27 protein-coding genes are annotated in these 24,901 nt (G+C 59.8%); 15 read left to right on the top strand and 12 right to left on the bottom strand.

Annotated elements, in window-relative coordinates; all coding sequences use genetic code 11:
• The first annotated feature begins 35 nt into the window (after positions 1–35).
• The 9 genes from BM115_RS03635 (at position 36) to BM115_RS27025 (ending at position 6,747) form a co-directional block, all read left to right on the top strand.
• Positions 36–743: a pseudouridine synthase gene (locus tag BM115_RS03635; RefSeq protein WP_092290899.1), complete on the top strand. Its 708-nt coding sequence runs from the start codon at positions 36–38 to the stop codon at positions 741–743.
• 92 nt (positions 744–835) lie between these two features.
• The gene (locus BM115_RS03630) at positions 836–1,408 is read left to right on the top strand and encodes a YqgE/AlgH family protein (protein WP_092290645.1); all 573 of its coding nucleotides are present in this window, start codon (positions 836–838) and stop codon (positions 1,406–1,408) included.
• Entirely contained in the window at positions 1,401–1,838 is a 438-nt protein-coding gene (ruvX, locus tag BM115_RS03625; protein ID WP_092290643.1) for a Holliday junction resolvase RuvX, read from the top strand. The genes BM115_RS03630 and ruvX overlap by 8 nt, the downstream gene beginning before the upstream one ends.
• Positions 1,835–2,359, top strand: a complete 525-nt coding sequence (gene pyrR / locus BM115_RS03620) for a bifunctional pyr operon transcriptional regulator/uracil phosphoribosyltransferase PyrR (protein ID WP_092290641.1) — start codon at positions 1,835–1,837, stop codon at positions 2,357–2,359. The genes ruvX and pyrR overlap by 4 nt, the downstream gene beginning before the upstream one ends.
• Before the next feature lie 61 nt (positions 2,360–2,420).
• Entirely contained in the window at positions 2,421–3,392 is a 972-nt protein-coding gene (locus BM115_RS03615; protein WP_092290639.1) for an aspartate carbamoyltransferase catalytic subunit, read from the top strand.
• A 40-nt stretch (positions 3,393–3,432) separates the two neighbouring features.
• On the top strand, positions 3,433–4,707 hold the full coding sequence (locus tag BM115_RS03610; protein WP_092290637.1) for a dihydroorotase: 1,275 nt from the start codon (positions 3,433–3,435) through the stop codon (positions 4,705–4,707).
• A gap of 45 nt (positions 4,708–4,752) precedes the next feature.
• Positions 4,753–5,583 (top strand): lysophospholipid acyltransferase family protein, encoded by an 831-nt coding sequence (locus tag BM115_RS03605; RefSeq protein ID WP_092290635.1) that lies wholly within the window; start codon positions 4,753–4,755, stop codon positions 5,581–5,583.
• Between the two features lie 246 nt (positions 5,584–5,829).
• Positions 5,830–6,177 (top strand): hypothetical protein, encoded by a 348-nt coding sequence (locus tag BM115_RS03600; RefSeq protein ID WP_218158015.1) that lies wholly within the window; start codon positions 5,830–5,832, stop codon positions 6,175–6,177.
• Positions 6,178–6,243: 66 nt separating this feature from the next.
• Positions 6,244–6,747: a hypothetical protein gene (locus BM115_RS27025; RefSeq protein ID WP_143093847.1), complete on the top strand. Its 504-nt coding sequence runs from the start codon at positions 6,244–6,246 to the stop codon at positions 6,745–6,747.
• A gap of 65 nt (positions 6,748–6,812) precedes the next feature.
• Here BM115_RS27025 and BM115_RS03595 read toward each other — a convergent pair whose 3' ends face one another.
• Positions 6,813–7,661: a symmetrical bis(5'-nucleosyl)-tetraphosphatase gene (locus BM115_RS03595; RefSeq protein ID WP_092290633.1), complete on the bottom strand. Its 849-nt coding sequence runs from the start codon at positions 7,659–7,661 to the stop codon at positions 6,813–6,815.
• Between the two features lie 259 nt (positions 7,662–7,920).
• Between BM115_RS03595 and rfbB the strand changes: the two genes are divergently transcribed.
• The 6 genes from rfbB to BM115_RS03565 all read left to right on the top strand — a co-directional run bounded on the left by rfbB (position 7,921) and on the right by BM115_RS03565 (position 13,437).
• Positions 7,921–8,985, top strand: a complete 1,065-nt coding sequence (rfbB, locus tag BM115_RS03590; protein ID WP_092290631.1) for a dTDP-glucose 4,6-dehydratase — start codon at positions 7,921–7,923, stop codon at positions 8,983–8,985.
• Positions 8,975–9,892 (top strand): dTDP-4-dehydrorhamnose reductase, encoded by a 918-nt coding sequence (gene rfbD, locus BM115_RS03585; protein ID WP_092290629.1) that lies wholly within the window; start codon positions 8,975–8,977, stop codon positions 9,890–9,892. Before rfbB ends, rfbD begins: the two co-directional genes overlap by 11 nt.
• 8 nt (positions 9,893–9,900) lie before the next feature.
• A complete protein-coding gene (gene rfbA / locus BM115_RS03580; protein ID WP_092290627.1) occupies positions 9,901–10,779 on the top strand; it encodes a glucose-1-phosphate thymidylyltransferase RfbA in 879 nt (292 codons plus the stop codon).
• Entirely contained in the window at positions 10,776–11,327 is a 552-nt protein-coding gene (gene rfbC / locus BM115_RS03575) for a dTDP-4-dehydrorhamnose 3,5-epimerase (protein WP_092290625.1), read from the top strand. The genes rfbA and rfbC overlap by 4 nt, the downstream gene beginning before the upstream one ends.
• Positions 11,328–11,448: 121 nt before the next feature.
• Positions 11,449–12,546, top strand: a complete 1,098-nt coding sequence (locus BM115_RS03570; RefSeq protein ID WP_092290623.1) for an MraY family glycosyltransferase — start codon at positions 11,449–11,451, stop codon at positions 12,544–12,546.
• 3 nt (positions 12,547–12,549) lie between these two features.
• Complete coding sequence (locus BM115_RS03565; RefSeq protein ID WP_092290621.1) at positions 12,550–13,437, top strand: GumC domain-containing protein; 888 nt, start codon at positions 12,550–12,552, stop codon at positions 13,435–13,437.
• A gap of 17 nt (positions 13,438–13,454) precedes the next feature.
• Here BM115_RS03565 and BM115_RS03560 read toward each other — a convergent pair whose 3' ends face one another.
• From BM115_RS03560 to BM115_RS03510, 11 genes are all read right to left on the bottom strand, one after another.
• Positions 13,455–14,345, bottom strand: coding sequence for a methyltransferase domain-containing protein (locus BM115_RS03560; protein ID WP_255370679.1), 891 nt, complete (start codon positions 14,343–14,345; stop codon positions 13,455–13,457).
• A gap of 38 nt (positions 14,346–14,383) precedes the next feature.
• Positions 14,384–15,736, bottom strand: a complete 1,353-nt coding sequence (locus BM115_RS03555) for a hypothetical protein (RefSeq protein WP_092290617.1) — start codon at positions 15,734–15,736, stop codon at positions 14,384–14,386.
• Positions 15,733–16,077: an EamA family transporter gene (locus tag BM115_RS03550; protein WP_092290615.1), complete on the bottom strand. Its 345-nt coding sequence runs from the start codon at positions 16,075–16,077 to the stop codon at positions 15,733–15,735. The genes BM115_RS03555 and BM115_RS03550 overlap by 4 nt, the downstream gene beginning before the upstream one ends.
• Positions 16,074–17,081, bottom strand: a complete 1,008-nt coding sequence (locus tag BM115_RS03545; RefSeq protein ID WP_092290613.1) for a glycosyltransferase family 2 protein — start codon at positions 17,079–17,081, stop codon at positions 16,074–16,076. The genes BM115_RS03550 and BM115_RS03545 overlap by 4 nt, the downstream gene beginning before the upstream one ends.
• Positions 17,082–17,105: 24 nt before the next feature.
• Positions 17,106–18,227: a DUF1972 domain-containing protein gene (locus tag BM115_RS03540; protein ID WP_092290611.1), complete on the bottom strand. Its 1,122-nt coding sequence runs from the start codon at positions 18,225–18,227 to the stop codon at positions 17,106–17,108.
• 9 nt (positions 18,228–18,236) lie between these two features.
• A complete protein-coding gene (locus BM115_RS03535; protein WP_092290609.1) occupies positions 18,237–19,046 on the bottom strand; it encodes a glycosyltransferase family 2 protein in 810 nt (269 codons plus the stop codon).
• Positions 19,047–19,048: 2 nt separating this feature from the next.
• Positions 19,049–20,113 carry an EpsG family protein gene (locus tag BM115_RS03530; RefSeq protein WP_092290607.1) on the bottom strand — a complete coding sequence of 355 codons (1,065 nt, stop codon included), beginning with the start codon at positions 20,111–20,113 and terminating at the stop codon, positions 19,049–19,051.
• 64 nt (positions 20,114–20,177) lie between these two features.
• Positions 20,178–21,356, bottom strand: coding sequence for a glycosyltransferase family 2 protein (locus BM115_RS03525; protein WP_092290605.1), 1,179 nt, complete (start codon positions 21,354–21,356; stop codon positions 20,178–20,180).
• Positions 21,356–22,366: a polysaccharide biosynthesis protein gene (locus tag BM115_RS03520; RefSeq protein ID WP_092290603.1), complete on the bottom strand. Its 1,011-nt coding sequence runs from the start codon at positions 22,364–22,366 to the stop codon at positions 21,356–21,358. Before BM115_RS03520 ends, BM115_RS03525 begins: the two co-directional genes overlap by 1 nt.
• Positions 22,367–22,378: 12 nt before the next feature.
• On the bottom strand, positions 22,379–23,743 hold the full coding sequence (locus tag BM115_RS03515; protein WP_092290601.1) for a lipopolysaccharide biosynthesis protein: 1,365 nt from the start codon (positions 23,741–23,743) through the stop codon (positions 22,379–22,381).
• The gene (locus BM115_RS03510; RefSeq protein WP_092290599.1) at positions 23,743–24,891 is read right to left on the bottom strand and encodes a DegT/DnrJ/EryC1/StrS family aminotransferase; all 1,149 of its coding nucleotides are present in this window, start codon (positions 24,889–24,891) and stop codon (positions 23,743–23,745) included. Before BM115_RS03510 ends, BM115_RS03515 begins: the two co-directional genes overlap by 1 nt.
• Positions 24,892–24,901 lie beyond the last annotated feature (10 nt).

Genomic DNA, 24,901 nt, shown 5'->3' with positions numbered 1-24,901 from the left:
GCATCACATCCGCATTTCAGAGCATTCCCATGGCCATGACACTCGATCGAATTCTGCAATCCCAAGGCTTCGGCACGCGCCGTTATTGTGGCGACCTCGTGGCCGCCGGGCTCGTCGAGGTCAACGGCGAGCTATGCGAAGACCCCGGCGCACGCTTCGAGGTGGATGGCCTGCAGCTGACCGTGGACGGTGAGCCCTGGCTGGCCTGCACCAAGGCCTATTTGATGCTCCACAAGCCCGCCGGCTATGAGTGCTCGCAGCGGCCGCGACACCACGAGAGCGTCTACAACCTGCTGCCGGTACCGCTGCGTCAGCGGGAAGTACAGGCCGTGGGCCGGCTCGACCACGACACCACGGGCCTGCTGTTGCTGACGGACGACGGCCAGTTCATCCACGCCCAGACCTCGCCCAAGCGCAAGGTGCCGAAGTTCTACGAGGTAACCACGGCCGAGCCCGTGACCGAGGCGCAGGCCGAGGCACTGCGCACCGGCGTGAAACTCGACGACGAACCGGCCCCGATCGCCGCCGAAGGCTGCGAGATCACGGGCGAACGCAGTCTGCGGCTGACCCTGATCCAGGGCAAGTATCACCAGGTGAAACGCATGGTGGCCGCCGCCGGTAACCACGTGAGCGGCCTGCACCGGAGCGCCATCGGACGCCTGCAGCTCGATCCGGCGCTGGCGCCGGGCGAATGGCGCTGGCTCACGGCGGACGACCTCGCCGCACTGAAGCCGGCCGACTGACGGGCCGCATCGACGAACCCTCCGGTGACGGATGCTGCGCAGGCCGGCAGAAAGTTTCGGGCCGACCGGCAGCGATTTGATAAAATGCAGCCATGGCGACGCCCGAAGCTCCAATCAATCTCACGAATCAGTTCCTGATTGCCATGCCCGGCATGGCCGACCCGACTTTTTCGGGTTCCGTGGTCTACCTTTGCGAGCACAACGAACGCGGCGCGCTCGGCCTGGTCATCAACCGGCCGATCGACATCGACATGGCCACGCTGTTCGACAAGATCGATCTCAAGCTCGAAATCCAGCCTGTGGCCCATCAGCCTGTCTACTTCGGCGGCCCGGTGCAGACCGAGCGCGGCTTCGTGCTGCACGATCCGGTCGGTGTCTATGTGTCGTCGCTGGCGGTGCCGGGCGGGCTCGAGATGACCACCTCCAAGGACGTGCTCGAAGCCGTGGCCAACGGCAGCGGGCCGCACCGGTTCCTGCTCACGCTGGGTTATGCCGGCTGGGGCGCCGGGCAGCTTGAGGAAGAACTGAGCCGCAACGGCTGGCTGACCGTCCAGGCCGATCCCGAGATTATTTTCAGCGTGCCGCCCGAAGAGCGGTTCGCCGCCGCAGTGCGCCTGCTGGGCATAGATTTCACGATGCTCTCGGGCGAGGCGGGGCATGCCTGATCAGGCGGGGCGCGCGACGCCCCCGGACGGCACCGTCCTCGCCTTCGACTATGGCGAGAAAAAAATCGGCGTGGCGCTCGGTAATTTCATCACCCGGCAGGCCCGCGCGCTGACCATTCTTCCCAATGTGACCGTGGAAGGCCGCTTCGAGGCCGTGAGCGCGCTGGTGCGCGACTGGACGCCGGTGCAGTTCGTGGTGGGCATGCCGGTCAACCCCGAAGCCGGCCCCGACGATGCCGAACAAGCCTCCATGCGACTTGCGCGCCGCTTTGGCAACCAGTTGAACGGCCGCTTCGACCTGCCAGTGGCCTTCGTGGACGAGCGCTACAGCTCCCGCGCCGCCGCCATGGCTGGGGCGAAGCGCGGCGCGCTGGACGCCGAGGCCGCCCGCATCATCCTGCAACAGTATTTCGACGAGCTTCCGCTATGACCCAGACCTCCACTCCCGACGCCGAGGCGCTCTACCACGCGCTGCGCGACCAGGCCCAGGCGCTGATGCCGGCGGCCGAGCGCGCCAACTGGTCCGTGGCCGGCATCTACTCCGGCGGCGCCTGGATTGCCGAGCGCCTGGCAGCGGACCTGAAGCTCGACAGCCATGGCGTGATCAACGTGGCCTTCCACCGCGACGACTACGCCAAGAAGGGCCTGCACAGCCAGGCCGAGCCGACCACGCTGCCGTTCGACGTGCAGGACCGCAACATCCTGCTGATTGACGACGTGCTGGCCACCGGCCGCACGATTCGGGCCGCCGTGAACGAATTGTTCGACTACGGCCGCCCGGGGCGTGTGGCGCTGGTGGTGCTGGCCGACCGCGGCGGGCGCAACCTGCCGATTGCCGCCGATTTTGCCGCGGCCACCATCGAACTGCCCCAAGACAAGACCCTGGTGCTGTCCCGCCAGGGCGAGGGTGCCGCCACGCGCTTCGCCTTCGCCACCGAAGCCCGTGCCTGACCGGCCCCGACCCGCACCTCCGCAAGCCACCCAGACCGACCCTGCCCGCGCCCGACCTGCCATGACCAAGATGTTCCGCAACCCGCAGCTGACCAAGAATGGCGAGCTGAAGCACCTGTTGTCGATCGAGGGGCTGTCGCGTGACATGATCACGCACATCCTCGACACCGCCAGCCAGTTCGTCTCGCTCTCCGACTCGGACCGCGACGTGAAGAAGGTGCCGCTGCTGCGCGGCAAGAGCGTGTTCAACCTGTTCTTCGAGAACTCCACGCGGACGCGCACCACGTTCGAGATTGCCGCCAAGCGGCTCTCCGCCGACGTGCTGAACCTGAACATCAACGCGTCTTCCACCAGCAAGGGCGAATCGCTTCTGGACACGATCAACAACCTCTCGGCGATGTCCGCCGACATGTTCGTCGTGCGCCACGCCAGTTCGGGCGCGCCGTACCTGATCGCCGAGCACGTGGCGCCGCACGTCCACGTGATCAACGCCGGCGACGGCCGCCACGCACACCCGACGCAGGGTTTGCTGGATATGTACACGATTCGTCACTTCAAGAAGGATTTCACCAACCTGACGGTGGCGATCATCGGCGACATCCTGCATTCGCGGGTGGCGCGCTCGGACATTCACGCGCTGACCACGCTCGGCGTGCCGGAAGTGCGCGCGATCGGGCCGCGCACGTTGCTGCCGTCCGGGCTGGAGCAGATGGGCGTTCGCGTCTTCCACAATATGGAAGAGGGCCTGAAGGGCGTGGACGTGGTGATCATGCTGCGCCTGCAGAACGAGCGGATGAGCGGCGCGCTGCTGCCGTCCGCGCAGGAATACTTCAAGGCGTACGGGCTGACGCCGGAGCGGCTGGCGCTGGCCAAGCCCGATGCCATCGTCATGCACCCGGGGCCGATGAACCGCGGCGTGGAGATCGACTCCGCCGTGGCCGATGGCTCGCAATCGGTGATCCTGAACCAGGTGACGTTCGGCATCGCCGTGCGCATGGCGGTGATGGGCATCGTCGCCGGCAACAATGATTGAGTCAGGCTCCCCCGAACAACCGAACGCCAAGCGACAGAACATGAAGATTCACATCCAGGGTGGCCGCCTGATCGACCCGGCCGCGAACCTCGACGCCGAGCAAGACCTGTTTATCGCCGCCGGCAAGGTCGTCGGCGTGGGCCGCGCACCGGCCGATTTCAACGCCAACAAGACCATCGACGCCCGCGGGCTGATCGTCTGTCCGGGGCTGGTGGACCTCTCCGCGCGGCTGCGCGAGCCCGGCTACGAGTACAAGGCGACGCTGGAATCCGAAGTGGCCGCCGCCACCGCCGGCGGCGTGACCAGCCTGGTCTGCCCGCCCGACACCGATCCGGTGCTGGACGAGCCGGGCCTCGTAGAAATGCTGAAGTTCCGCGCCCGCACGCTCAACCAGACCCACGTCTACCCGCTGGGCGCGCTGACGCTGGGCCTCAAGGGCGAGATCCTGACCGAGATGGGCCAGTTGACCGAGGCCGGCTGCGTTGGCTTCAGCCAGGCCGAGATGCCGATCCGCAATACCCAGGTGCTGCTGCGCGCGATGCAGTACGCGCAGACCTTCGGCTACACGGTGTGGCTGCGTCCCGAGGACCCGTTCCTCGGCGGCGGGGTGGCGGCGAGTGGCGCGGTGGCGTCGCGGCTGGGCCTCTCGGGCGTGTCGGTGATCGCCGAAACCGTGCGCCTGCATACGATCTTCGAACTGATGCGCACCACGGGCGCGCGCGTGCACCTGTGCCGGCTGTCGTCGGCGGCCGGGCTGGAGCTGGTGCGGCAGGCGCGCAAGGAAGGGCTGAGGGTGTCGTGCGACGTGAACATGCACCATGTGGCGCTGACGGACGTGGACATCGGCTTCTTCAATAGCCAGATGCGCTTCTCGCCGCCGCTGCGCAGTGCGCGGGACCGGGATGCCATCATCGCCGCCCTGGCCGATGGCACCATCGACGCGCTGTGCTCGGACCATACCCCAGTGGACGACGACGAGAAGCTGCTGCCATTCGACGAGGCCTCGCCCGGCGCCACCGGCCTGGAATTGCTGCTGCCGCTGACGCTGCGCTGGGCCAACGAGCACAAGGTGCCGCTGGTGAAGGCGCTGGCGCGCATCACCAGTGAGCCGGCCCGCGTGATCGGCCTTGGTGCTGGCACGCTGGCCACCGGCAGCGCGGCAGACGTCTGCGTGTTCGACCCGAAACAGGTGTGGAAGGTGGAGCGTAGCGCGCTGAAGAGCCAGGGCAAGAACTCGCCGTGGCTCGGCTACGAGATGGAAGGGCGCGTGCGCATGACGCTGGTCGGTGGCCAGATCGTGCACGAAGCGCGCTGATCAGCACGGATCTTAGTCGATCAATATCATCCGAGAGCCCTTACGATGATCTGGTTACGCAAGACGCGCCTCATCCTGCTGATGCTGCGCGGCATGCTGATCTGCGCCACGGTGTTCCCGTGGGCGAGTGTGGCGATGCGCGAGCGGCTGATCCGCAACTGGTCGCGCAAGCTGCTGAAGCTGTGTGGCGTGGAAGTGGAGGTGCAGGGTTTGGCGCCCGGCCAGCCCGCGCCGCGTGGCGCGATGATGGTTGCGAATCACATCTCCTGGCTCGACATCTATGTGATCCATAGCTGGCATCCCGCACGCTTCGTGGCGAAGTCCGAGATCCGTAGCTGGCCACTCGTCGGCTGGCTATGCGAGAAGACCGGCACGATCTTCATCGAGCGTGGACGCAAAAGGGACGCGCACCGGGTGCTCCATCACATTACCGAGGTGATGCGCGACGGTGACTTGGTGTGCGTGTTCCCGGAGGGGACGACGACGGATGGGACGGAGGTGCTGCCGTTCCATGCCAATCTGATGCAGGCCCCAGTGGCGGGCGGGCTGCCGGTGCAACCGGTGGGGCTGCGGTATCTGGACGCAGCCACCGGCGAACCGACTGCGGCGCCGGCCTATATCGGCGATTTGTCGCTGCTGGACTCGCTCGACATGATATTGCGGTCGCCGCCGATCAAGGCGCGGCTGACGCTTGGGCCGCAGCTGATGGCGCAGTCGGCCAGCCGGCGGGAGTTGGCGGAGTCGGCGCGGGAAGTGGTTGTTCACTTGAGCATGGGAAACCCCAGCGCGGCAGCAGATTTTGCGCTTCAAATGCGCCCGACTGCGGCTGGTGTTCTCGCTGAAGAATCGAGCGCGAGCCCCGCAGTAATGAAATAGGCTCCATTCGTACTTTATCGACCCACAAATCCAAGGCATTCTCCCTTCTATCGTGCGGGCTTTATTCGCATGCACTCGTCTCCTTCCTTTGCTTAAGTCGCCTTGACTTTCAAGAAGCCCGCCTTCAGTGCAGCTACTCCAAGTTGAACTAGATCAACTCTGATCGACATGCCGTAGGGTAGATTCTGTCTGCGGTAGTTGTGAAGTAATAACACTTCGCGGTTAAATCTAGTTAAAGGATTAAACATGAAGGTTGAATTCTTCAAGAAAGCGACTTGTTTTGTTGGTGCATGTGTTGTCGCTTCCAGCGCTTTTGCGGGATCGAGCAGCGGAAAAATCACGTATATAAATGTCCGGGACGATGGGCTGGTGTACTTCGCCTTGAGTGGCGCTCCGACTAATCGTCCTGGCTGCGCCTCTGCTTCCACTTATTTCATGATCAAGGACGAGAAATCCAATATTGGGAAGCAACAGTTAGCGTTGCTGTTGACTGCCGTTGGTACGGATAAGGCAGTAAGCGTCGAAGGAACGGGGCAATGTTCCAGGTATGTCGACGGCGAGGACGTGCGCTTCGTATTGCTCCATAACAGCTAGTGCAAGGTAGAGTCGTCCTGCACTCAGTAGTGTCCATGGGTGTCATGCCCTACCGGAGTTTTCAGTATGCGCGTCCTTCCAAAGATATTATTGGCGTTGTCGTGCTTGATTTCAATGTTCGACGCCAGGGCTGGGGTCTACGCCACCAGTCTTGAGGTGACAAAGCCATCGACGGTCAAGCCAGGGCAGCAATTTCAGATTGCTGCAAAGCTTTCGGGGCTGTTTTTTGTGAAATGGATATACCCATCTGCCTCTGGCCAGGGTGCCTATATATTGCTTTATCAGGGGAACAAGGAAATTGGCCGATATCGGATCAGTCAATACAATACCGCTGTGACAAGATCGGTAACTGCCGTGGGACCATCGGGTTGGAATGATTTGATTGGCCTCGGCTCAGAGACTATCGCTCGTTTCAACGTTACAGCCCCAAGCAAGGCTCAGACGCTTGAATATTCAGTTGTGTATACGGGGGAGAAGTGGAGCAATAGCGCGAACTCCGGCGTCTTGAAAGTGAAGGCGGGTTACCCCAATCTTGTGCCCGCAATCACCCCGCTCTTACTTGGCGATTGAGTCGTAGGCACTGACCACGAAGTGGGTCTCCGATCAGCCCCCCGCAAGAGCGGGGGCTGATCTTTTTAAGCGAGTGGATCAGAATACTGCGGGCAATCGACTTGGACGATGGTCCGGTCCGCTGGATCGGATGCGAGCCGGGCAGCGGTCAGCTTGCCTCCCCAGACACAGCCGGTATCGAGCGCCATGAGGTTGGGCCGCTTGACCAGTCCGAGCGTGGACCAGTGACCGCAGACGACGGTGACATCGGCGGTACGGCGGCCGGGCACATCGAACCAGGGCATGACGCCGTTTGGCGCGCCGCCTGGGCTTTCCTTGGTTTTGAGATCCATGACCCCGTCCGCGGAGCAGAAGCGGAGGCGGGTGAGGGCGTTCACGACCACGCGGTGGCGGTGGATGCCGGTCAGGTCGTCTCGCCAGCGGTCTGCGGCGTTGCCGAAGACGTTGCCGAGAAAGTCTTGCCAGTTGGGGCCCCGCAACTCCGCTTCCACTTCGCCCGCCAGATCGACTACCTGCGACGCGGTCCATTGCGGCAGGACGCCGGCGTGGACGATCAGAAAGTCGCTCTCCAGGATCGCCAACGGCTGATGACGCAACCATGTGATCAGAGAATCACAATCCGGAGCGGCCAATATGTCATCCAGGGTGTCTGACTTGCTATTCTTGCGCGCCCCGGCGGCGACGGCCAGCAGATGGATGTCGTGGTTGCCCAGTACCGTCCCGGCGCGCGGGGCCATGTCCTTGACCATGCGAAGGGTTTGGAGCGAAGCCGGGCCCCGGTTGATCAGATCGCCGACGAAGCGAAGCGGGGCGGTGGACGGAATTTGGGCCAACAGAGAGGTCAAGGACGGCGCGCAGCCCTGAAGGTCGCCGATGGCGAATGTGGTGTCTGAGGGTGCTGGATTAACAGGCATCGAAAATTTGCCACAAATGGGAGGATCGGGCGCAAAGTGCCAGAATAAGCATTCTTGTGTCGAGCCATAATCGATTTGGTCGAACGTTACAAGACGCTACAAAAAGTTGGGTATCACACCAAGGATACAGGTCAGGGTCAGATAGAATAGCGCCACTTCCGAGAGGACTAAAAAAAGACCGCTATCCCCCACCGGATCTGGCGGACAACCGACTGTGTCGGGAACTCGAAACATATCGAATGGGTAAGGGAGCACAGGTTTGTCGCATATTCTTGTCACCGGCGGTGCTGGGTTCATCGGGGCCAATTTTGTGCTCGACTGGCTTGCACAGCCGGACGCGGACAGCGTCGTCAACGTCGACAAGCTGACGTATGCCGGGAACCTCAAGACGCTCGCATCGTTGAAGGATGACAGCCGCCACGTCTTCTCGCAGACCGATATTTGCGACAGGGCGGCCCTGGACCGTTTGCTGACCCAATACAAGCCGCGGGCCGTGGTGCATTTCGCGGCGGAATCCCATGTCGACCGGTCCATTCACGGCCCGGGCGAGTTTATTCGGACCAATATCGTCGGTACCTTCACGTTGCTGGAAGCTGTGCGCGGCTACTGGAGCGGCCTGGACGATGCGGCAAAGGCCGCCTTCCGATTCCTGCACATCTCCACCGACGAGGTATTCGGCTCCCTCGGCCCAGCGGATCCGCAGTTCTCGGAGACCACGGCCTATGCGCCGAACAGCCCGTACTCTGCGTCGAAGGCCGCGTCGGACCATCTGGTGCGCGCCTACCATCATACCTACGGCCTGCCGGTCCTGACGACGAACTGCTCCAACAACTACGGCCCGTATCACTTCCCCGAGAAGCTGATCCCGCTGATGATCACCAACGCGCTCACAGGCAAGGCGCTGCCGGTCTACGGTGATGGCCAGAACGTGCGCGACTGGCTGTACGTGCGCGACCATTGCAGCGCCATTCGCGAAGTCCTAGCGCGTGGCCGAGTGTGTGAGACCTATAACGTTGGCGGCTGGAACGAGAAGACCAATCTCGATGTCGTGCATACGCTGTGCGACCTGCTAGACGAGTTCAAGCCAAAGGCTTCGGGGTCGTATCGCGACCAGATAGCTTTCGTGAAGGACCGCCCCGGTCACGATCGGCGCTATGCCATTGACGCGCGCAAGCTCGAGCGCGAACTCGGCTGGAAGCCGGTCGAGACCTTCGAGACGGGGCTGCGCAAGACGGTTCAGTGGTATCTCGATAATCAGGCGTGGGTGCAGGACGTGATGTCGGGCGAATACCGGAATTGGGTGGCGAAGCAATATGCAGCGTAAGCCCGGCGGTATCCCCACGATTCTTGTAACAGGAAGCAACGGCCAAGTCGGTTTTGAATTGCGACGTAGCCTGGCGCCACTGGGCAACGTCATGGCCTTGGATCGGGCGGGGTGCGATCTGTCGAATCCCGATGCGATTCGCGACGTGGTTCGCCGTGTGCGCCCCGACGTGATCGTGAATGCGGCTGCCTACACGGCTGTGGACAAGGCTGAAAGCGAAACGGCGCAGGCGTTCGCCATCAACGGCACGGCGCCGTGCGTGCTGGCGGAAGAAGCCCGTGCGTTGGGTAGCCTGCTCGTGCATTACTCCACGGACTATGTGTTCGCTGGCATCGGCAACGCACCCTATACCGAAGCCGATGCCGTCGGTCCGCTGTCCGTCTATGGCAAGAGCAAGCTCGCGGGCGAGCAGGCGATCGAAGCCGCAGGGGCCGTTGCTATCGTGCTGCGTACATGCTGGGTAGCAGGCGCGCATGGCGGCAACTTCGCCAAGACGATGCTCAAGCTCGGGCGCGAACGCGACAGCCTGCGCGTGGTGGCCGATCAGTATGGCGCGCCGACCACGGCGGCGCTGATTGCCGACGTGACCGCCCACATTGTCGATCGGGCCTGGCTGCATGGTGACCGCACAGCGTTTCCCGCCGGCGTTTATCACCTCGCGGCATCCGGGGAAACATCCTGGCATGGCTACGCGGCGGAAGTGCTGCGTTATGCGAAGAGCAAGGGCGTAGCGCTGAAGGTGGACCCGGATACCATTGGGGCGATCCCTGCATCGGCCTATCCGCTGCCCGCCCCGCGGCCGGCCAATTCGCGATTGGATACGCGCAAGCTCCGCGATACTTTTGACCTCAATCTTCCGGAATGGCAGCAAGGCGTACGGCACTTGCTGGACCAGATTCTCTCCTGATACCGCACATGCATAAAGGCATCATCCTGGCCGGCGGCTCCGGTACCCGGCTTTATCCGATTACCCGTTCGGTGTCGAAACAGCTACTGCCTGTTTACGACAAGCCGATGATCTACTATCCGCTGTCCACGCTCATGCTGGCGGGGATTCGTGACATTCTCGTCATCTCCACGCCGGAAGATACGCCCCGATTTGCGGAGATGCTTGGCGACGGCAGCAGTTGGGGTATCAACTTGTCCTATGCGGTGCAGCCATCGCCGGATGGCCTGGCACAGGCATTCATTATTGGCCGCGACTTTGTCGGCAATGATCCGTCCGCCCTGATTCTTGGGGACAATATTTTCTTCGGTCACGATCTCGCTCGCCAATTGCAAAACGCGGCAACGCAGGAGAGCGGCGCCACTGTTTTCGCCTATCACGTGCATGATCCGGAGCGGTATGGTGTCATCGAATTCGATGAGCATTTTCGCGCCGTGTCGCTCGAGGAAAAGCCGAATACGCCGCGTTCGAACTACGCGGTGACCGGGCTCTATTTCTACGACAACCAGGTTTGCGACATTGCCGCGGATATCAAGCCGTCGGCGCGTGGTGAACTGGAAATTACGGACGTGAACAAGCACTATCTGGCAAATGGCGAGCTCAACGTCGAGATCATGGGGCGGGGGTATGCCTGGCTCGACACTGGCACCCATGATTCACTTCTGGAGGCAGCAAGCTTTATCGCGACGCTGCAGAAGCGCCAGGGTCTGATGGTGGCCTGTCCCGAAGAGATTGCGTATCGCAGCAAATGGATCAATGCCGAGCAGGTGGAAGCGCTGGCCAGACCGCTGTCCAAGAACGGTTATGGGCAATACTTGCGCCAGATTGTTTCGGAGGCCATCAAGTGAGCCTGAACGTGATCCCGACAAGCCTGCCTGAAGTTCTCATCCTCGAACCCCGGGTGTTTGGCGACAGTCGTGGCTTCTTCTTCGAATCGTTCAATCAGAAGGCATTCGAAGCGGCGACGGAGTACCAGGGAACGTTTGTTCAGGACAACCATTCCCGATCGGCGCGCAATGTGCTGCGTGGATTGCACTATCAGATCCAGCACGCGCAGGGAAAGCTGATTCGTGTGGTATCCGGCGAGGTATTCGATGTCGCGGTGGATATGCGCCGAAGCTCGCCAAATTTCGGAAAGTGGGTCGGCGTGACCCTGTCGGCGGAAAATAAGCGCCAGCTTTGGGTTCCTGCGGGGTTTGCGCATGGCTTCGTCGTGACGTCGGATGAAGCAGAGTTCCTGTACAAAGTTACGGACTATTGGCATCCGAAGTATGAACGAAGCCTGATCTGGAACGATCCGGATGTCGGCATTGAATGGCCAATCGAAGGCAATCCCATACTTGCCGCAAAGGACGCCGAAGGCAAGCGCCTAGTGGAGGCTGATCTGTTCGAGTAATGCATCGCTGTGATTGCTGTGCGAGGCCAGGGCGGGATGATCATCGCGCCAGTAAAACGATGACATTGGCCCGGCAGTAATCAATCGCAACAGCCAACAGTGGTGATATAACGCTTCCTATATGCTGACACTTTCGATTGCTTTTGTTCTCTCGTTTCTCTTTACGCTGTTGGTGATACGCTATTCGAGCGTTCACGCTCACATCACGGCGGACTGGGATTTGAGCGGAGTCCAGAAATTTCATGCTCGTCCGGTGCCACGGGTGGGCGGACTGGGCATCGCTCTCGCGCTAGTTGGGGTGAGTATTGCGTTGTTCTTTCTTCGCGACTCGAAGGCGCTCGGCTTCCCCTATCTCTTGTTGCTCTGCAGTGCCACGCCGGCATTCGCGGCCGGCTTTATCGAGGATCTGACCAAGCGCGTGAGCCCTCGTGAGAGACTCATCGCGACGATGATTTCGGCAGTCCTCGCGGCGTATCTGCTCGATGCGCGCATCGTACGCATCGATGTCCATTATCTCGACATGGCACTCGCACTGCCGCTGCTGTCCGGTCTTATTACGGTATTTGCAGTGGCGGGCGTTGCCAACGCCATCAACATCATCGACGGATTCAACGGTCTCGCTTCGATGGTGGCGATGCTGATGTTTGTCTCACTGGCCTATGTGTCCTTCCAGGTAAGCGACCCGCTCATCATCACGGTGGCTTTTGCCATGGTCGGGGCCATCCTTGGATTCTTCATCTGGAATTTTCCGGCCGGGCATATTTTCCTCGGCGATGGCGGCGCCTATCTCATCGGTTTTGTACTGGCGGAATGCGGGATACTCCTGGTCATGCGCAACCCGCAGGTGTCTGCCTGGTATCCCGTCCTGATGCTGATCTATCCGATCTTCGAGACCTTGTTCTCGATCTATCGTCGTCGGGTCCTCAAAGGAGTGCCCGCTGGATACCCAGACGGCGTTCACCTTCATACGCTGATCTATCAGCGCCTGATGCGATGGGCCGTGGGTAGCAAGGACGAGCGAAACATGCTGCGCAGGAATTCGATGACCTCGCCCTATCTTTGGCTGCTGAGCCTGATGGCGGTGCTGCCGGCCACGCTGTTCTGGAATAACCGGATTGTTTTGCTGATATTCATCGGCCTGTTCATTATTCTGTACGTCTGGCTGTACTGGCGGATCGTCCGATTCCAGTCGCCGCGATGGATGATTATTAAGAGATAGCTTATGGAAATGAAATCTGTCCCTGCACCGAAAAGCGAGGAGGAGGGTATCGTTATCACGTTCGAGGATGTCGTGCGCTTTCTCAAGCGTCATGCCGTGAAGATCCTTGTGCTGAGCATGGCGGGGCTGGTCATCGGTGTTGGCACGACGTTCCTGGTTTCCCGCCAATGGGAGGCAAAGGGCGTCCTGCAGATTGGTCAGGTTTCGAACGAGGGGGGGAATGCACCGCTTGTCACGCAAATCGAACCGACTTTGCGCGCGCTCGAGCGCCTCAGGATCCCGCAGTTTACGGAGGAAGTACTGAAGAGGCTTGGTTTTTCGGTTGGACTCGAAGAGCCCGCTGCCGCCGTGCTGATACGACGTTCCTTGAAGTCCACGATGCTGGTCGGTACCGATCTGATTCAGTTCAGCGTGCGGGGCTATTCGCCGGAGGAGGCGAGGCGTGCGGCGGAGGGCATCAGCACAGAGATGATGCGCATCCATGCCGATCTTATGCGCCCGTCGCTGAGCCGATTGAATGCAGATTTGGCAGAGGTCAAGCAGGGTATTGCCAGGGAGGACAAGCGCCGGGAAATGCTGAATGAGCTCGTGCAAAACCGTGGCAACGCCAGTGTTGCGGCGAAATTCTCGGAAAATGTCCTGCTTAGCGAGATGGTCAGTGAAAATGAAAAGGGCCTGCGAACGCTACGCCTTCGCCAGAACTCGCTTGGCGAGCTGATGAGCAAGGAGCGTACTTACAATACCCATTTGCTAGGGCCGGTCGAAACCAGCCGACGGGCTGTCTTTCCGAGCAAAATGCTCTTCGGTCTCGCGGGCCTAGTGGTCGGTCTGGTGATCAGTCTTCTGATTGGTATGGGAATTGACGCACGCCGCCGTCTGACCCAGGCGTGAGGCCATCCCTGGCGCGCTCAGTCGCGCCGGTAAAGACACACCAGTACGTCGCTGGGAAAAAGTCGGGTCAGTGGGAGAAGCATCATGGTTCCCAGGTACTGAATCCATACGCTGATTGGGCTCGCCGTATTATCGAACCGCATCCGTGCCAGCATTCCCTTGGCCCTGACCGAGGGAAGCTCGGTGCTCTTTGCCAGGCTGAATCCATGGCGCGAGACGACGTTGGTCAGATTCGTCTCATTAAAGAAGTGGACATGCGGCGACGGGAATCCCTTCTGCCACAGCCGCTCAAAGGGTCCTATCCATCCCGCGCGGGCAAACACCTTTGACAACCGATAGAAGAGGCCCTTGCTGCTCGGAAGATTTAGGACAAGCAGGCCGCCTGGCGCAAGACGCTGGCGACAGACTGCCGCGATCGAGTGGACATCTAGAATGTGTTCGAACACGTCGTTGAACACGATTACGTCGAACTGTTCGTGAGGCTGTAGCGCGTCGGGAAAATAGCCCTCGCGGACGGGCAGCCCTCTGGCCGTTGTCGCAGCAAATACCTTCGCGTCGGGCTCCAGGCCGAGCACCGAATAGCGGGATGCTCCTGCGGCTTCCAGGAACCATCCGTGGGCACAGCCAACATCGAGCAATCGGCGCGATTCAGACACCGAATTCGCCTTGATCAGCGTGAGAACATCCTTGAAATTTTCCAGCCGGATTTCCCGCAATCCTACCTCGCGATCCCTTTCATCGATGGAATGTTGCGTCGCCTCGTCGTTGATCCTCGGCTGGAGATCGCCGGATTCATAACGGCATTTGGGGCAGATCCGATGCCAGGATAAGATCCCAGCTTCGGTTTTGTGGCCACACGCCGGGCACGCGCTATCGCGAGTTTGGGAAGGCATTGCATCAACAGTCATGAAAGATCGCGGAATTCATTTGCAGTCACGGAAGCAGGTTAGGCATGCGCCGACGATCTGCGGTCGCGCCAGGCTGCGGCCAGGAAAACGATAATCGATAGATTGGTGGCGATGATGCACCAGTACGCGTAACGAAAATCGACGGACGGTACGGCCGCCAGCAAACTGGCATAACAGCCCAGCGCGGAAAGGTTCAAGGCAAATACCTGAGTCCTTTCAATAGAAGGCCGCATGCGGGCACACAGTACCAGCATGACTGCAGCAAGGATTAGCCACAGGTAGGGCTTGAAGAATTCGCTCAGCACACCGTTCTGGCTCACGGTGACGTACGCTTCCAGCCGTTGGGCACTGTCTGGCCGTGCCAGCGCGATACCCAGGTCATTTTCCATGATTCCTGGCTGCCATACGTAAGCCGGTGCGAGTTGAGGAGACCGAATGAAATACAGGAAGGCATCCCACCGAATCTTCGCGGAGAGTATCGGATGTGCGAGTACGGTCTCTTTCCACAGATTGTGCGTGGTCTCATACGGGACTTCCGTCACCAGACTCCCGCCAGGGTCGTAGCCTCGGCTGATAAAGCACAAGGCTCGTTCGTACAGAATGCGAGGCTGGGTGCAGGCCATCAGGTCGTCATGCTTGACCCACGGCAGCAGGTTCTGCCCCGTCTGGGCGGAGATCATCGCAATTTCGTCGCCCATCAAGAATGTCTCCAGATGCCGCCGCTCAGCTTTCAGCAAGCCGTAGCTGACCAGAGAACCGATGAGCCAGAACGCAGCCGACACTACAACGGCGATGACGGCCGCATAAATGATCTTTCGCCTGCGGAGATAACCCAGCGAGGCAACAAAGATAAGAGGGGCGGTAGCAAGAATGGCGTTGTGCCTCACAGCAAACGCGTAAAACAGGAAAGGCAGGCTTAGCAGCGCCAGCCGGGTGTTGCGGCGAAGGTTGAACAGCAGACCCGTGGCCACCAGCAGCGAAAATGCCATGCCGACGTCTTTCCACAGCACGCCGGCGAAATTCAGAATCCACGGCAAAAAGAAGATGGCGGGAATCAAAATCTTCCAGCGGGGGCTGGGCATGTCCATTTGCCAGACGAGGATGCCGAGCACAAGCAACATCAAATGCAGTACCAGCAGGCTCTCCGGCCCATGTATCAGGGACAGGCTCAGATGCCACACGTAGGACATGATGGCCGGATGGTTGTCCGCGTAGCTTTGCGCCAGGGCACTGCGATACTGGCTGACGGAGTCGTTGGACATGAATCCTGGCGCGAATGCGGTCCAGATCGTCACTATCAGGAGCGCGGTAGTGACGATCGACAATGCCGTGTACTTCTTGCTCATGTCGGTGCGGTAGTTCAGGTTGGTGTCCGTTGAAAAGGGCGTCATGCGCTGGTTGTCAGTATCACGCCGATTAGAATGAAGACGACGCCGAACAGGTACTGCGGCTGAAATCGCTCACCGAAGAGAAAATACGTGCCGAGCGGCACAAACACGAAGGCCAGGGCCATGAAGGGGTAGACCTTACCCAGAGAAATGCGTTGAAGCACCCACACCCAGACGATCGAGGTCACGCCATAAAGGCACATCGCTGCGAACAGAACGGCAAGGGGCTTGAGCGAGAAAAGGCTGCCGGTTTCCTGGGAAGCGCTCGCGCTCATCTTGAACAGTATCTGCCCAAACGTCATGCCGAGCGTGCAGACGAGTGCGACTGCATAGGTGAGGATCATTGGTCCCTTCCAGTTGAGTTTTCAATCACGCCGCGCCGGATTCGACGTCGATGGAGTGGCCGCCGGGGAACAGACGCGATGTCATAAGCCAGAAACGCCAGAACAAACTGTAGGCCGACAATCACGGGCAACCCGGCAAGCATGACGGTACCGGCGGAAGCTGGCGCGTGAGCCTGGAACGACCGCATCCATTCGATTCCGCCGAATATGAAGCCGAATGCAAGCATCGCCACCCCGAGAGGGAGTTCCAGGGAAGCAATCGAAAGATCGCGCAGATAGTAGTTGTAAAAGACCCGCTTTACGAAGTTTCGCGCATGCTTCACAAGGAATTCGCCAACCACTTTGCCGATCTTCAGATTGCTGACTTCGTCGCCATACTTCGCGTCCATCGGGATATCGAGTACCACCGCGCGAAGCGTATTCAGTCGGAAGAGCATGTCCGATTCGAAGAAGTAACGATGGCTGATCTTCCTCATTGGCAGATGGCGAGCCACTTCGCTGTGAATTGCTGTATAGCCGTTCGTGGGATCGAACAGATCCCAATAGCCGGACGACAGCTTGCTCATGAACGAGAGCGTGGCGTTCCCGATCAGGCGCGCTTTCGGCATCTGCTCCAGGCTGTCGAGGTTGAAGAAGCGGTTTCCCTTCGTGTAATCCGCCTCGCCCGCCAGGATAGGCTCAACAAAGTTGGTGATATATCGGGGATCCATTTGCCCGTCACCGTCAACCTTGACCATGACATCCACGCCGTCCTGAATACCCGCTTGATAGCCGGCCATGACGGCGCCGCCCACTCCGAGATTCTTCGGCAGCCGAATCACCTGTACGCGGGAGTCCTTACATTCGCTGGTGACAAATGCACCGGAGTTGTCGGGGCAGCAGTCGTCTATGACGTAGATGTGCGTCACCAGATCACCGATATTCTCGATGACGCTCATGATCTGGCTGCGTACCTTGTAGGCCGGTATCACAACCGCGATCCTGGGGAAATGGTTGCTAGTCATATCAGATCGGCCTGGAGGGCGGGTTCAATGGCGTGCCTGCAGCAAACCGGCCACAACGTCGTCATACTGGCCGAGAATACGACGCCACAGGAACTGATCCACGCAGCGCTGTTTGGCAGCGGCAATCATCGACGCACGGACTTCCGGACTGGGTGGATTATCGAGGTGGACGGCGAGGTCTTCTGCGCCCCTGAAGAACAGCCCCGAACCATCACCACCCATTACCCACCGATTGAATGGGTTGTCGTGAGCGACCAGCAACGCCCCTGCAGCCATGGCTTCGATCAGGGAAGGATTGGTACCCCCGACCGAATGGCCGTGAATATAGAGCGAGCTGCGGCGTCGCAGTTCATTCAGGACTGGTGCGTTATACACGCCGCCAGCGAAATGAACGTCGGGGTGCTTGGCACGAAGCTGGCGACCGTACTCGTTGACCTCGAAATTGCCGAGCACGACCATCGGATGCTTTTTCCCGCTTCGCTCGAATGCATCGAGCGTAACGTGGATCTGGTTTTCCGGCTCCGGTCTTGCCACGACAAGGGAAAAGCTCTGGTCCGGAAACTGACTCAGCAGAGGATGCGAGAGGCTGCTTCGATCGCCGGACTCCAGAGCGTCATCATCCACACCATAGGCAATCATGGTGGAATCCTTGCCAAGCTCTTCCTGCAGATAGCGTTGAATCTCGGGATGGTCGGCAATCAGGATATCCGCCTGGCGGGCCGCGGCGCGTTCATTCCAGCGTAGCCAGATGCGGGCGATGCGCCCCCACTTCTCGCGCCGCCATTCGATGCCATCCATGTTGACCGCGTGCGGTACGTTGTGCTGCTTCAGGTAACGCTGAAAGATACCGGTTCCGTAACCGAAAATCAAAGCGACCGCGCCCGGCGGCACGTCCTTGAAGGATCTCCAGTCATATTCGATGGTGCCAAGGGGGCCGCTGCTGCGAACGGAAATAAATCGACGCCGGACGCCCATCCAGCGGTCCTCATCTGCGCCCGTCTCGTTGACAGGGGGATCGTTATTGCAAAACACGGTCACATCGTGTCCCTGGTTTGCCAGGTGGGGGGCGAGGACTTCTACCAGTCTTTCGAAGCCGCCATAGCGGTTCGGAATGCCCCGTACACCGATCAGATAAACAGTTGCCATAATCCCGACTTAGCGAAAATATCGTCCGCGCAGGACGTCACTCGTTATTCGAAGGAGCCCCGCCATGCCGCCAAGGCAGTAGCGCGGGAGGCCGGAAGGCCAGGGAGATTTTAGGAGGACCTGGCGGGCCGCGAACTCGCCCTTGCGCATTTTCCATATTGCACTGGACAAGCCACCGCTGGTTCCAACAGGCCGATAGACGATGGAGAGTTCCTGCTGGAGAAAGCAGATTCGCGTATCGGGCTGAACGTACCGAAGCAGGAAGCACCAGTCTTCGCAGTGCCGCAGGCGCACGACGCCGAGGCGTCGTTCACGCCGTATCACCAGCGTTGGCGTCACAACGGGATTCAGAAGCGCAATCCACCAGCCAAATGGTAGCCAGCGGCTCAGAGAGCCCGTCCAGAGGCGGGCCAGCTTACCATACTTGGGCATCCCCTGGACACCATGAAAAAGCAGGTCAACGGGGCCATTGTCCAGCTGTTCAAGGACCAGGTCGATCTTCTCCGGCGTGAACGCATCGTCGGAATCCAGGAAAGCAATATGGCTGAATCGTGCTCGCCGGATCCCCAGGTTTCGCGCAGCTTGTGGCCCCCGGTTGCGCATAAACCGATAACAACGGATCGGAATGCCCCAGTCATTGCGCATGGGGAGTTGCTGGCGAAGATCTTCGTTGGATCCGTCATCGATAACAATGATCTCCACCCGATCGAGATGGGTCGAGCGCACCGACTGGCATGCTCGCGCGACCATTTCAATGCGATTTAGCGTGGGAATCACGACCGACAGACCGCTCGGTCGCGCGGATGAATTCAGTTGCATGATCAGCCGATAAAGGGGAGCTCGCGCATATAGGTCGAGCCAGCTGCCCAGGCGAGCAGAATCACGATATTCATTGCGCAAAGGGAAAGGAACTTCTTCCCGGGCTTTACGTGAGGCTCCAGGGAAGGACTCAGCGTAAGGAACAAAATGACCGGATACATGCCGTAGATGAAGCGATACCCAAAGTAGGGCAGGGCAAGAAACGGCGTGCAGACTAGGGCCATCCGAAGCGCAATGGCATAACGCCGGTCAGACGCGATCGTGTGCATCGTCACGCCGGTTCGCCGGCACAGCAGGGGCGCTAGCAATGCGGCCACCACGCACGCAAACGAAAGAATGCGGATCCACAGTTCACTGTCCTGATGCGCGAGATATTTGTTGATTTCGTACAGGAACCGCGACACGAACGGCAACTCGACCGAACTGCTCAGAAAATGGATAGTGAGCAGGATCAGGGTGGCCATCAGGCTGAGAAAAACCCTCCAGTTCTGTCGTGAGAGCAGGTATCCGAACAGCACGAGGCCGGCGCTGGGATGGAAGACCATGGCGAAGGCACCGAACAGCAACGTGAGAAGCGCGCTTACCGGCGTCAGCGATACGGCAAGTACCATCAGACCGGTGGACAAGCCCTGCCGCAAGGCGTTGGTAGACAGCTCAATGCCGATCAGGGACAGCAGGAGTGCCGAGATATAGCAAAGGCGGACGCGCCAAGGTGCCCGAAAAAACAGCGCGGGCAACACGATCAGGAATATCCAGACGGCAGGCAGCAACTCCGTGTCGCAACTGCCCAGCATGGTGAAATTAAGCACTTCCGTCGCGATCTGAAAGCTGGATTCGCGGTCGGTGATCAGTCCGCCTTTGCAGAAGTCGGCGAATATCTCGGCATAGGCGGCCGTATCCACGCCAAAGCTCAGGCTGCGGAAGCACATCATCAAGATGACGAACCCGGCCGCGGTCACGCCACCGACTATGTATGGCGACGGTTGCTGGACCTTTAGCGCGCGCAAGCCGAAGCCCGAGGACAGTCCCAATGCCGTGGCCAGCAGGACGATTTCGGTCAGAAACATGGATTAAGCTGTCCGGCCTTCATCGAATTGGGGGCGACTGTGCGATGACTTTGCACATGACGCATCATGAACCGCTCTTCGTCAGTTCCAGTTTCTTGCCAAGTTTCTGGATGTACTGCGATGCGACCTCGAAAGCCTGTTCGGTGTCCGCTACGTCGTGCAGCACTACGGTATTGTCCGGCTTGAACCGATTCATCTGCTTTTTGACGAGTATGCGCCCAATCCGGGTTGCCTCGCGCACGGTCGCGCCAAAGAATTCGATCCCGGTCGCTATATAGCCGGTGGCGCGGGCATGCTGCTTCAGGCATTGCAGCACCATGTCCTTATATTGCGGATCGCTGATCAGGCAACGCAGATACAACATGGAGAAGTCGGCTTTGCGCAGCCACTGCGGCTTGTCCTCAATGCCTTTCAGCAGCGAATATCCCCAGACCGTGGGAACGCTGTAATACTCGGGCACGCGTTCGTCCCAGACGAGGTTCTTGAACGCGCCAATATGGGCATTGTCGCGCAGCCCACCGACGTGACGGCCACGGGCGCTTTTGCCCGAGGTGCTACCGGCGCATGCGCCCGGCACCACGATGGGAAAGTCGACGTGAAAGCTCTTTCTGCTTTCGAGCGAGATCAATGCGGCGCTGTATATATCCGGGCTGACACCGCCGAACAATGCGCCGTGCGTCGCAATAATGCGATCGACCAGCGGGCGGGAAATCATGCCCGCATAGGCGCGCGGCATGCCCAGAACGCCCGAGCCCATGTTGCGCAGCGCTGCGGACAGTTCTGCCTTGGCGTCGAACGGCGTGATACGTCCGTCGAAATCGCTCACCACCAGCGTGCTGCCTTCCGCCTTCCAGCGCGTGGTACTGGAAAATGTCGGCCAGTAATACAGCATGGGGAAAGTAAAGCTGAAAGCATCGACTCGATTGGCGATGCCCCAGTGGGCGATCTCCGCGATTTGCGGTGATACCAGATCATCATCCCCGATGAAGGCGAGGTATTCCCCGCTGGCATGGCTCAGCGCGAAATTGAAGTTGTCGACGACACTGAGCGGCTCACCAGGCCGCAGGAGCTTGAGTCGGGCAATGTCTTGCCCGGTGAACGCCTGCGTGATGCGATCTTCGCTGCTTGTGTCGCTAACAACAACTTCGAGTTCCTCGGATGCCGCCAGCACGGCGCGAATCGTCGACACCGCGCATTCGGGGCGACCATGGGTGGGGATAATGACTGATACCAACGGGCGCATTAGATCGTCACCTCTTCCAGGACGTAAGGAAGCGTAAGCAGCAATTGCTTGATGCGTTCTACGTTAAGGCGCTCGGTATTGTGCGAGGTGTAATCGTCAACGTCGTTGGCGTCGGGATGACCCTCGAGAATGAACTTGTCGTAGTTGAGGTCGCGATTGTCGGCAGGAATTCGGAAATAACGTCCCATATCCTCCGACTTGGCCATCTCCTCCCGGGATACCAGCGTCTCGTAGAGCTTCTCGCCATGCCGGGTGCCGATGATTTCCACCGGCACATTGCTGCTGAACAGTTCCTTGAGCGCCTGGCCTAGCTCCTCGATCGTGGAGGCAGGTGCCTTCTGCACGAAAATATCTCCCTGGGTGCCATGTTGGAAGGCATGCAGCACGAGGTCAACCGAGTCTTCCAGCGACATCAGGAACCGGGTCATCTTGGGGTCGGTCACGGTCAGCGGCTTGCCGGCCTTGATTTTGTCGATGAAGAGAGGGATGACCGAGCCGCGGGACGCCATGACGTTGCCATAGCGCGTAGCGCAGAGCACCGTACCGCCTTCGCGGACAGTACGCGACTTTGCCACCATGATCTTTTCTGCCATGGCCTTCGAAATCCCCATGGCATTGATCGGATACACGGCCTTGTCCGTGCTGAGCACGACCACGCGCTTCACCTTGTTGGCAATCGCCGCGTTCAACACGTTTTCCGTGCCGATCACGTTGGTCAGGGTTGCCTCCATGGGATAAAACTCACAGGAGGGCACCTGCTTCAGGGCGGCGGCGTGAAAGACATAGTCGACGCCCTCCATCGCACGGGCGACGCTTTCATAGTTCCGGACGTCGCCGATATGAAACTTGACCTTGCGATTGTTAATGGCGATCCGCATGTCCTCCTGCTTCTTTTCGTCGCGGCTGAAGACGATGATCTCCTTGACGGAGGAATGGAGGAAGCGATTGAGGACCGTGTTGCCGAACGACCCGGTACCGCCGGTGATCATCAAGACCTTGTTATCGAACATTGTGAGAATCTCTTAGTAACTTTGAATCAAAAACTGAGCCAGAATCGCAATGCCAATTAGCGGAACGAAGAGCTGTAATGCCAGTACCGCCGAATATGTTGCCGCGGCGCGAATCCTTTCCAGCGTCATTGCGCGCACCCAACTGATGAGCGTGGAAGTAGTGTGGTAAGTGGCGTATATGTAGCACACGCCCTCGACACTGTGCTTATACGCAGCCGCCGCGGTAAGCGCCAACGTCACTACGCTCATGGCAATCGATGCAACGGCCTGGAAACGAAAATCCTTCGCATAGAGCAGCAGCGTGTAAGGAATATAGCCGAACGCCCCCACCACAAAGCCTGGTAGAAGTATTTTTACATAATGGGCGACGGTGGCGCTGTCCTGTCCATGACCCATCCAAAGGCCGATCAACGGTTCGCGCGCCAACCAGAGAGCCAGAGATGGCACGGCGGTGATCAGGATTGTGCCGAGTACGAATCTTTGGATGGTTGGTTTCGGGAAGTCCTTGCCCGAAAAATCCTGATTCAGGACGCGCGGCTGGAAATACTGGCTGATCGGGCCAGCCAACAGCGAGAGCGGAACCATGCACAGAGTGGTCGCCAGAAAATAGGGCGATACGCTGTTTGCGGAAATCAGGCCAGAAACCAAAGGCTTGTCCAACTGGGTGACAGCTGCCCCGGCCGCGGAGAACAGCACCAGGGAGCGCCCCTTCATGATGAGAGCCCATGCGTCGCGGGTCGTCGGACGCTTCAGCAGCGGGGCGCCGGATGTGCTTCGTCCCCAAAAGGCGAAGCACCGATAGCGTGTGACGAGCGCCTGCGCAGCCGCGAAAACCAGTTGGGTGACGATGAACGCCGTCATTGTGCTGGAAACGGCAGCCAGTACATAGGCCGTGGCGCATGCGCGAGCGGCCACGCCCACAACCTGGATCGTACTGGCCGCCGCGTACTCGCGACGGGCCAGCATCGCCCCGTAATACATGTTTTGGAGCACAAGTACCCAGAACAGCGCGATTGTCCCGACGATCGTGCTCCAGTTGATACTGCCGAAGGCACCGAGTGCCTTCAGGCAGATGGCGGCCGGCAGCAGCAGGAGATAAAAGCTCGTCAGACTCATTTCCGCCGTACGGGCCAGCGATACCAACTCGTTCGGTCCGGAATTCGCCACGGCGATATCGCGGCCGACCAGCGTCGACATTCCCAGGTCGAGCATGATCAGCAAGCCCTGGAGCGAGAGGATGACCGCAACAATGCCGAATTGCTCGGCCCCAAGCAGATGTCGATAGAACGGCAGAAAAATAAACCCGACGAGGACTGCCGACACTTTGCCGGCATACAGCATGACCATATCGAGCACTGCGGCACGGAGCAATTTCATCAGACCTTGCCGGGTAGCGATAACGTTGCGGCTTCGGCTGCCGCGCGCGCGCAGGCATTGCCGATTGCATCGACATCGGCATCACTGAGCCACCATCCACAGGGCAGGGCAATAATATGATCCTGCAGCCAGGTCGTTTCGCTGCCCGGATCCATCCGCGCCGCATGGAACCCGCTGTACGTGTCATTGCGGTGGTGCAAAATGGACGCGGAGATGCCTTGGTCCTTCAGATTCTGGAGTAGCGTGTCCCGATTTTCGGCTAGGCAGAGCATGACCCAGTAGGCCGGCATGGCCCCATCGGCGGCAAGGATCGGTTGGATACCGTTGACGTCGTCCAGGCGAGCGCCGAGCCGGCGCACATTGGCGCGGGCCTTCTCGATCTTTTCCTGGACCAGTGCCAGTTGCGCCGCCCCCAGGGCCGCGCAGAGGTTGTTCATGGTATATGCCCAACCGATTTCGGGAATGTCCGCCAGCGGATTGATCTCACCCTGTGGCGTACGGAACCCCGAACCATCGATGCCAAACCGACGCAACTGACGGGCCTTCGTGGCCATGTCCGCGGATTTGCAGACAAGCGCGCCGCCTTCGGTGCAGTTAATCTGGCGATTCGGATAGAAGGAGTAGATCGAAAAATCGCTGTACTGGCCCACGTGTGCACCGTCCTGGGTGGCACACAGGGCGTTGTCGCAGTCTTCGATAAAGGCAATGCCACGCGCCTTGCACAGCTCGGCCATTTTTCTGGCCGGTCCCGGGTAGCCCGCCACGTGATACATGATGATGGCCTTGGTGCGTGCGGTAATCTTTTGCGCGGCATCATCGACGTCCATTTCCACGGAGCGAGGGCGTACGTCGACCCATACCGGCGTCGCACCCGCATGCGCAATCGCAGAATTCGTCGCCATGCAGGAGAACGCCGTCGTCAAGACTTCGTCCCCGGCGCGAACCCCGGCAAGGTGCAGGGCGAGGAATACCGCGTTCGTCATGTCGTGTGTGGTGACCACGTGCGGATTGCCGACGATCTCCCCCAGGCCTTTCTCGAACTTGCCGACGTAATCGCCGCTGGCGATACGGCCGGAGCGCAGGACCTCCAGGGCCACAGCTTCCATTTCGGGGGTGTGTACCACCCCGAACAATGGGATTTGCTTCATTTGATAATCT

Origin of the sequence: Cupriavidus sp. OV096 (genome assembly GCF_900115455.1) — a bacterium.
Lineage (GTDB): Bacteria > Pseudomonadota > Gammaproteobacteria > Burkholderiales > Burkholderiaceae > Cupriavidus.
Note: the sequence above shows the minus strand (reverse complement) of the source record. Positions and strands in the feature narration are given on the sequence as shown.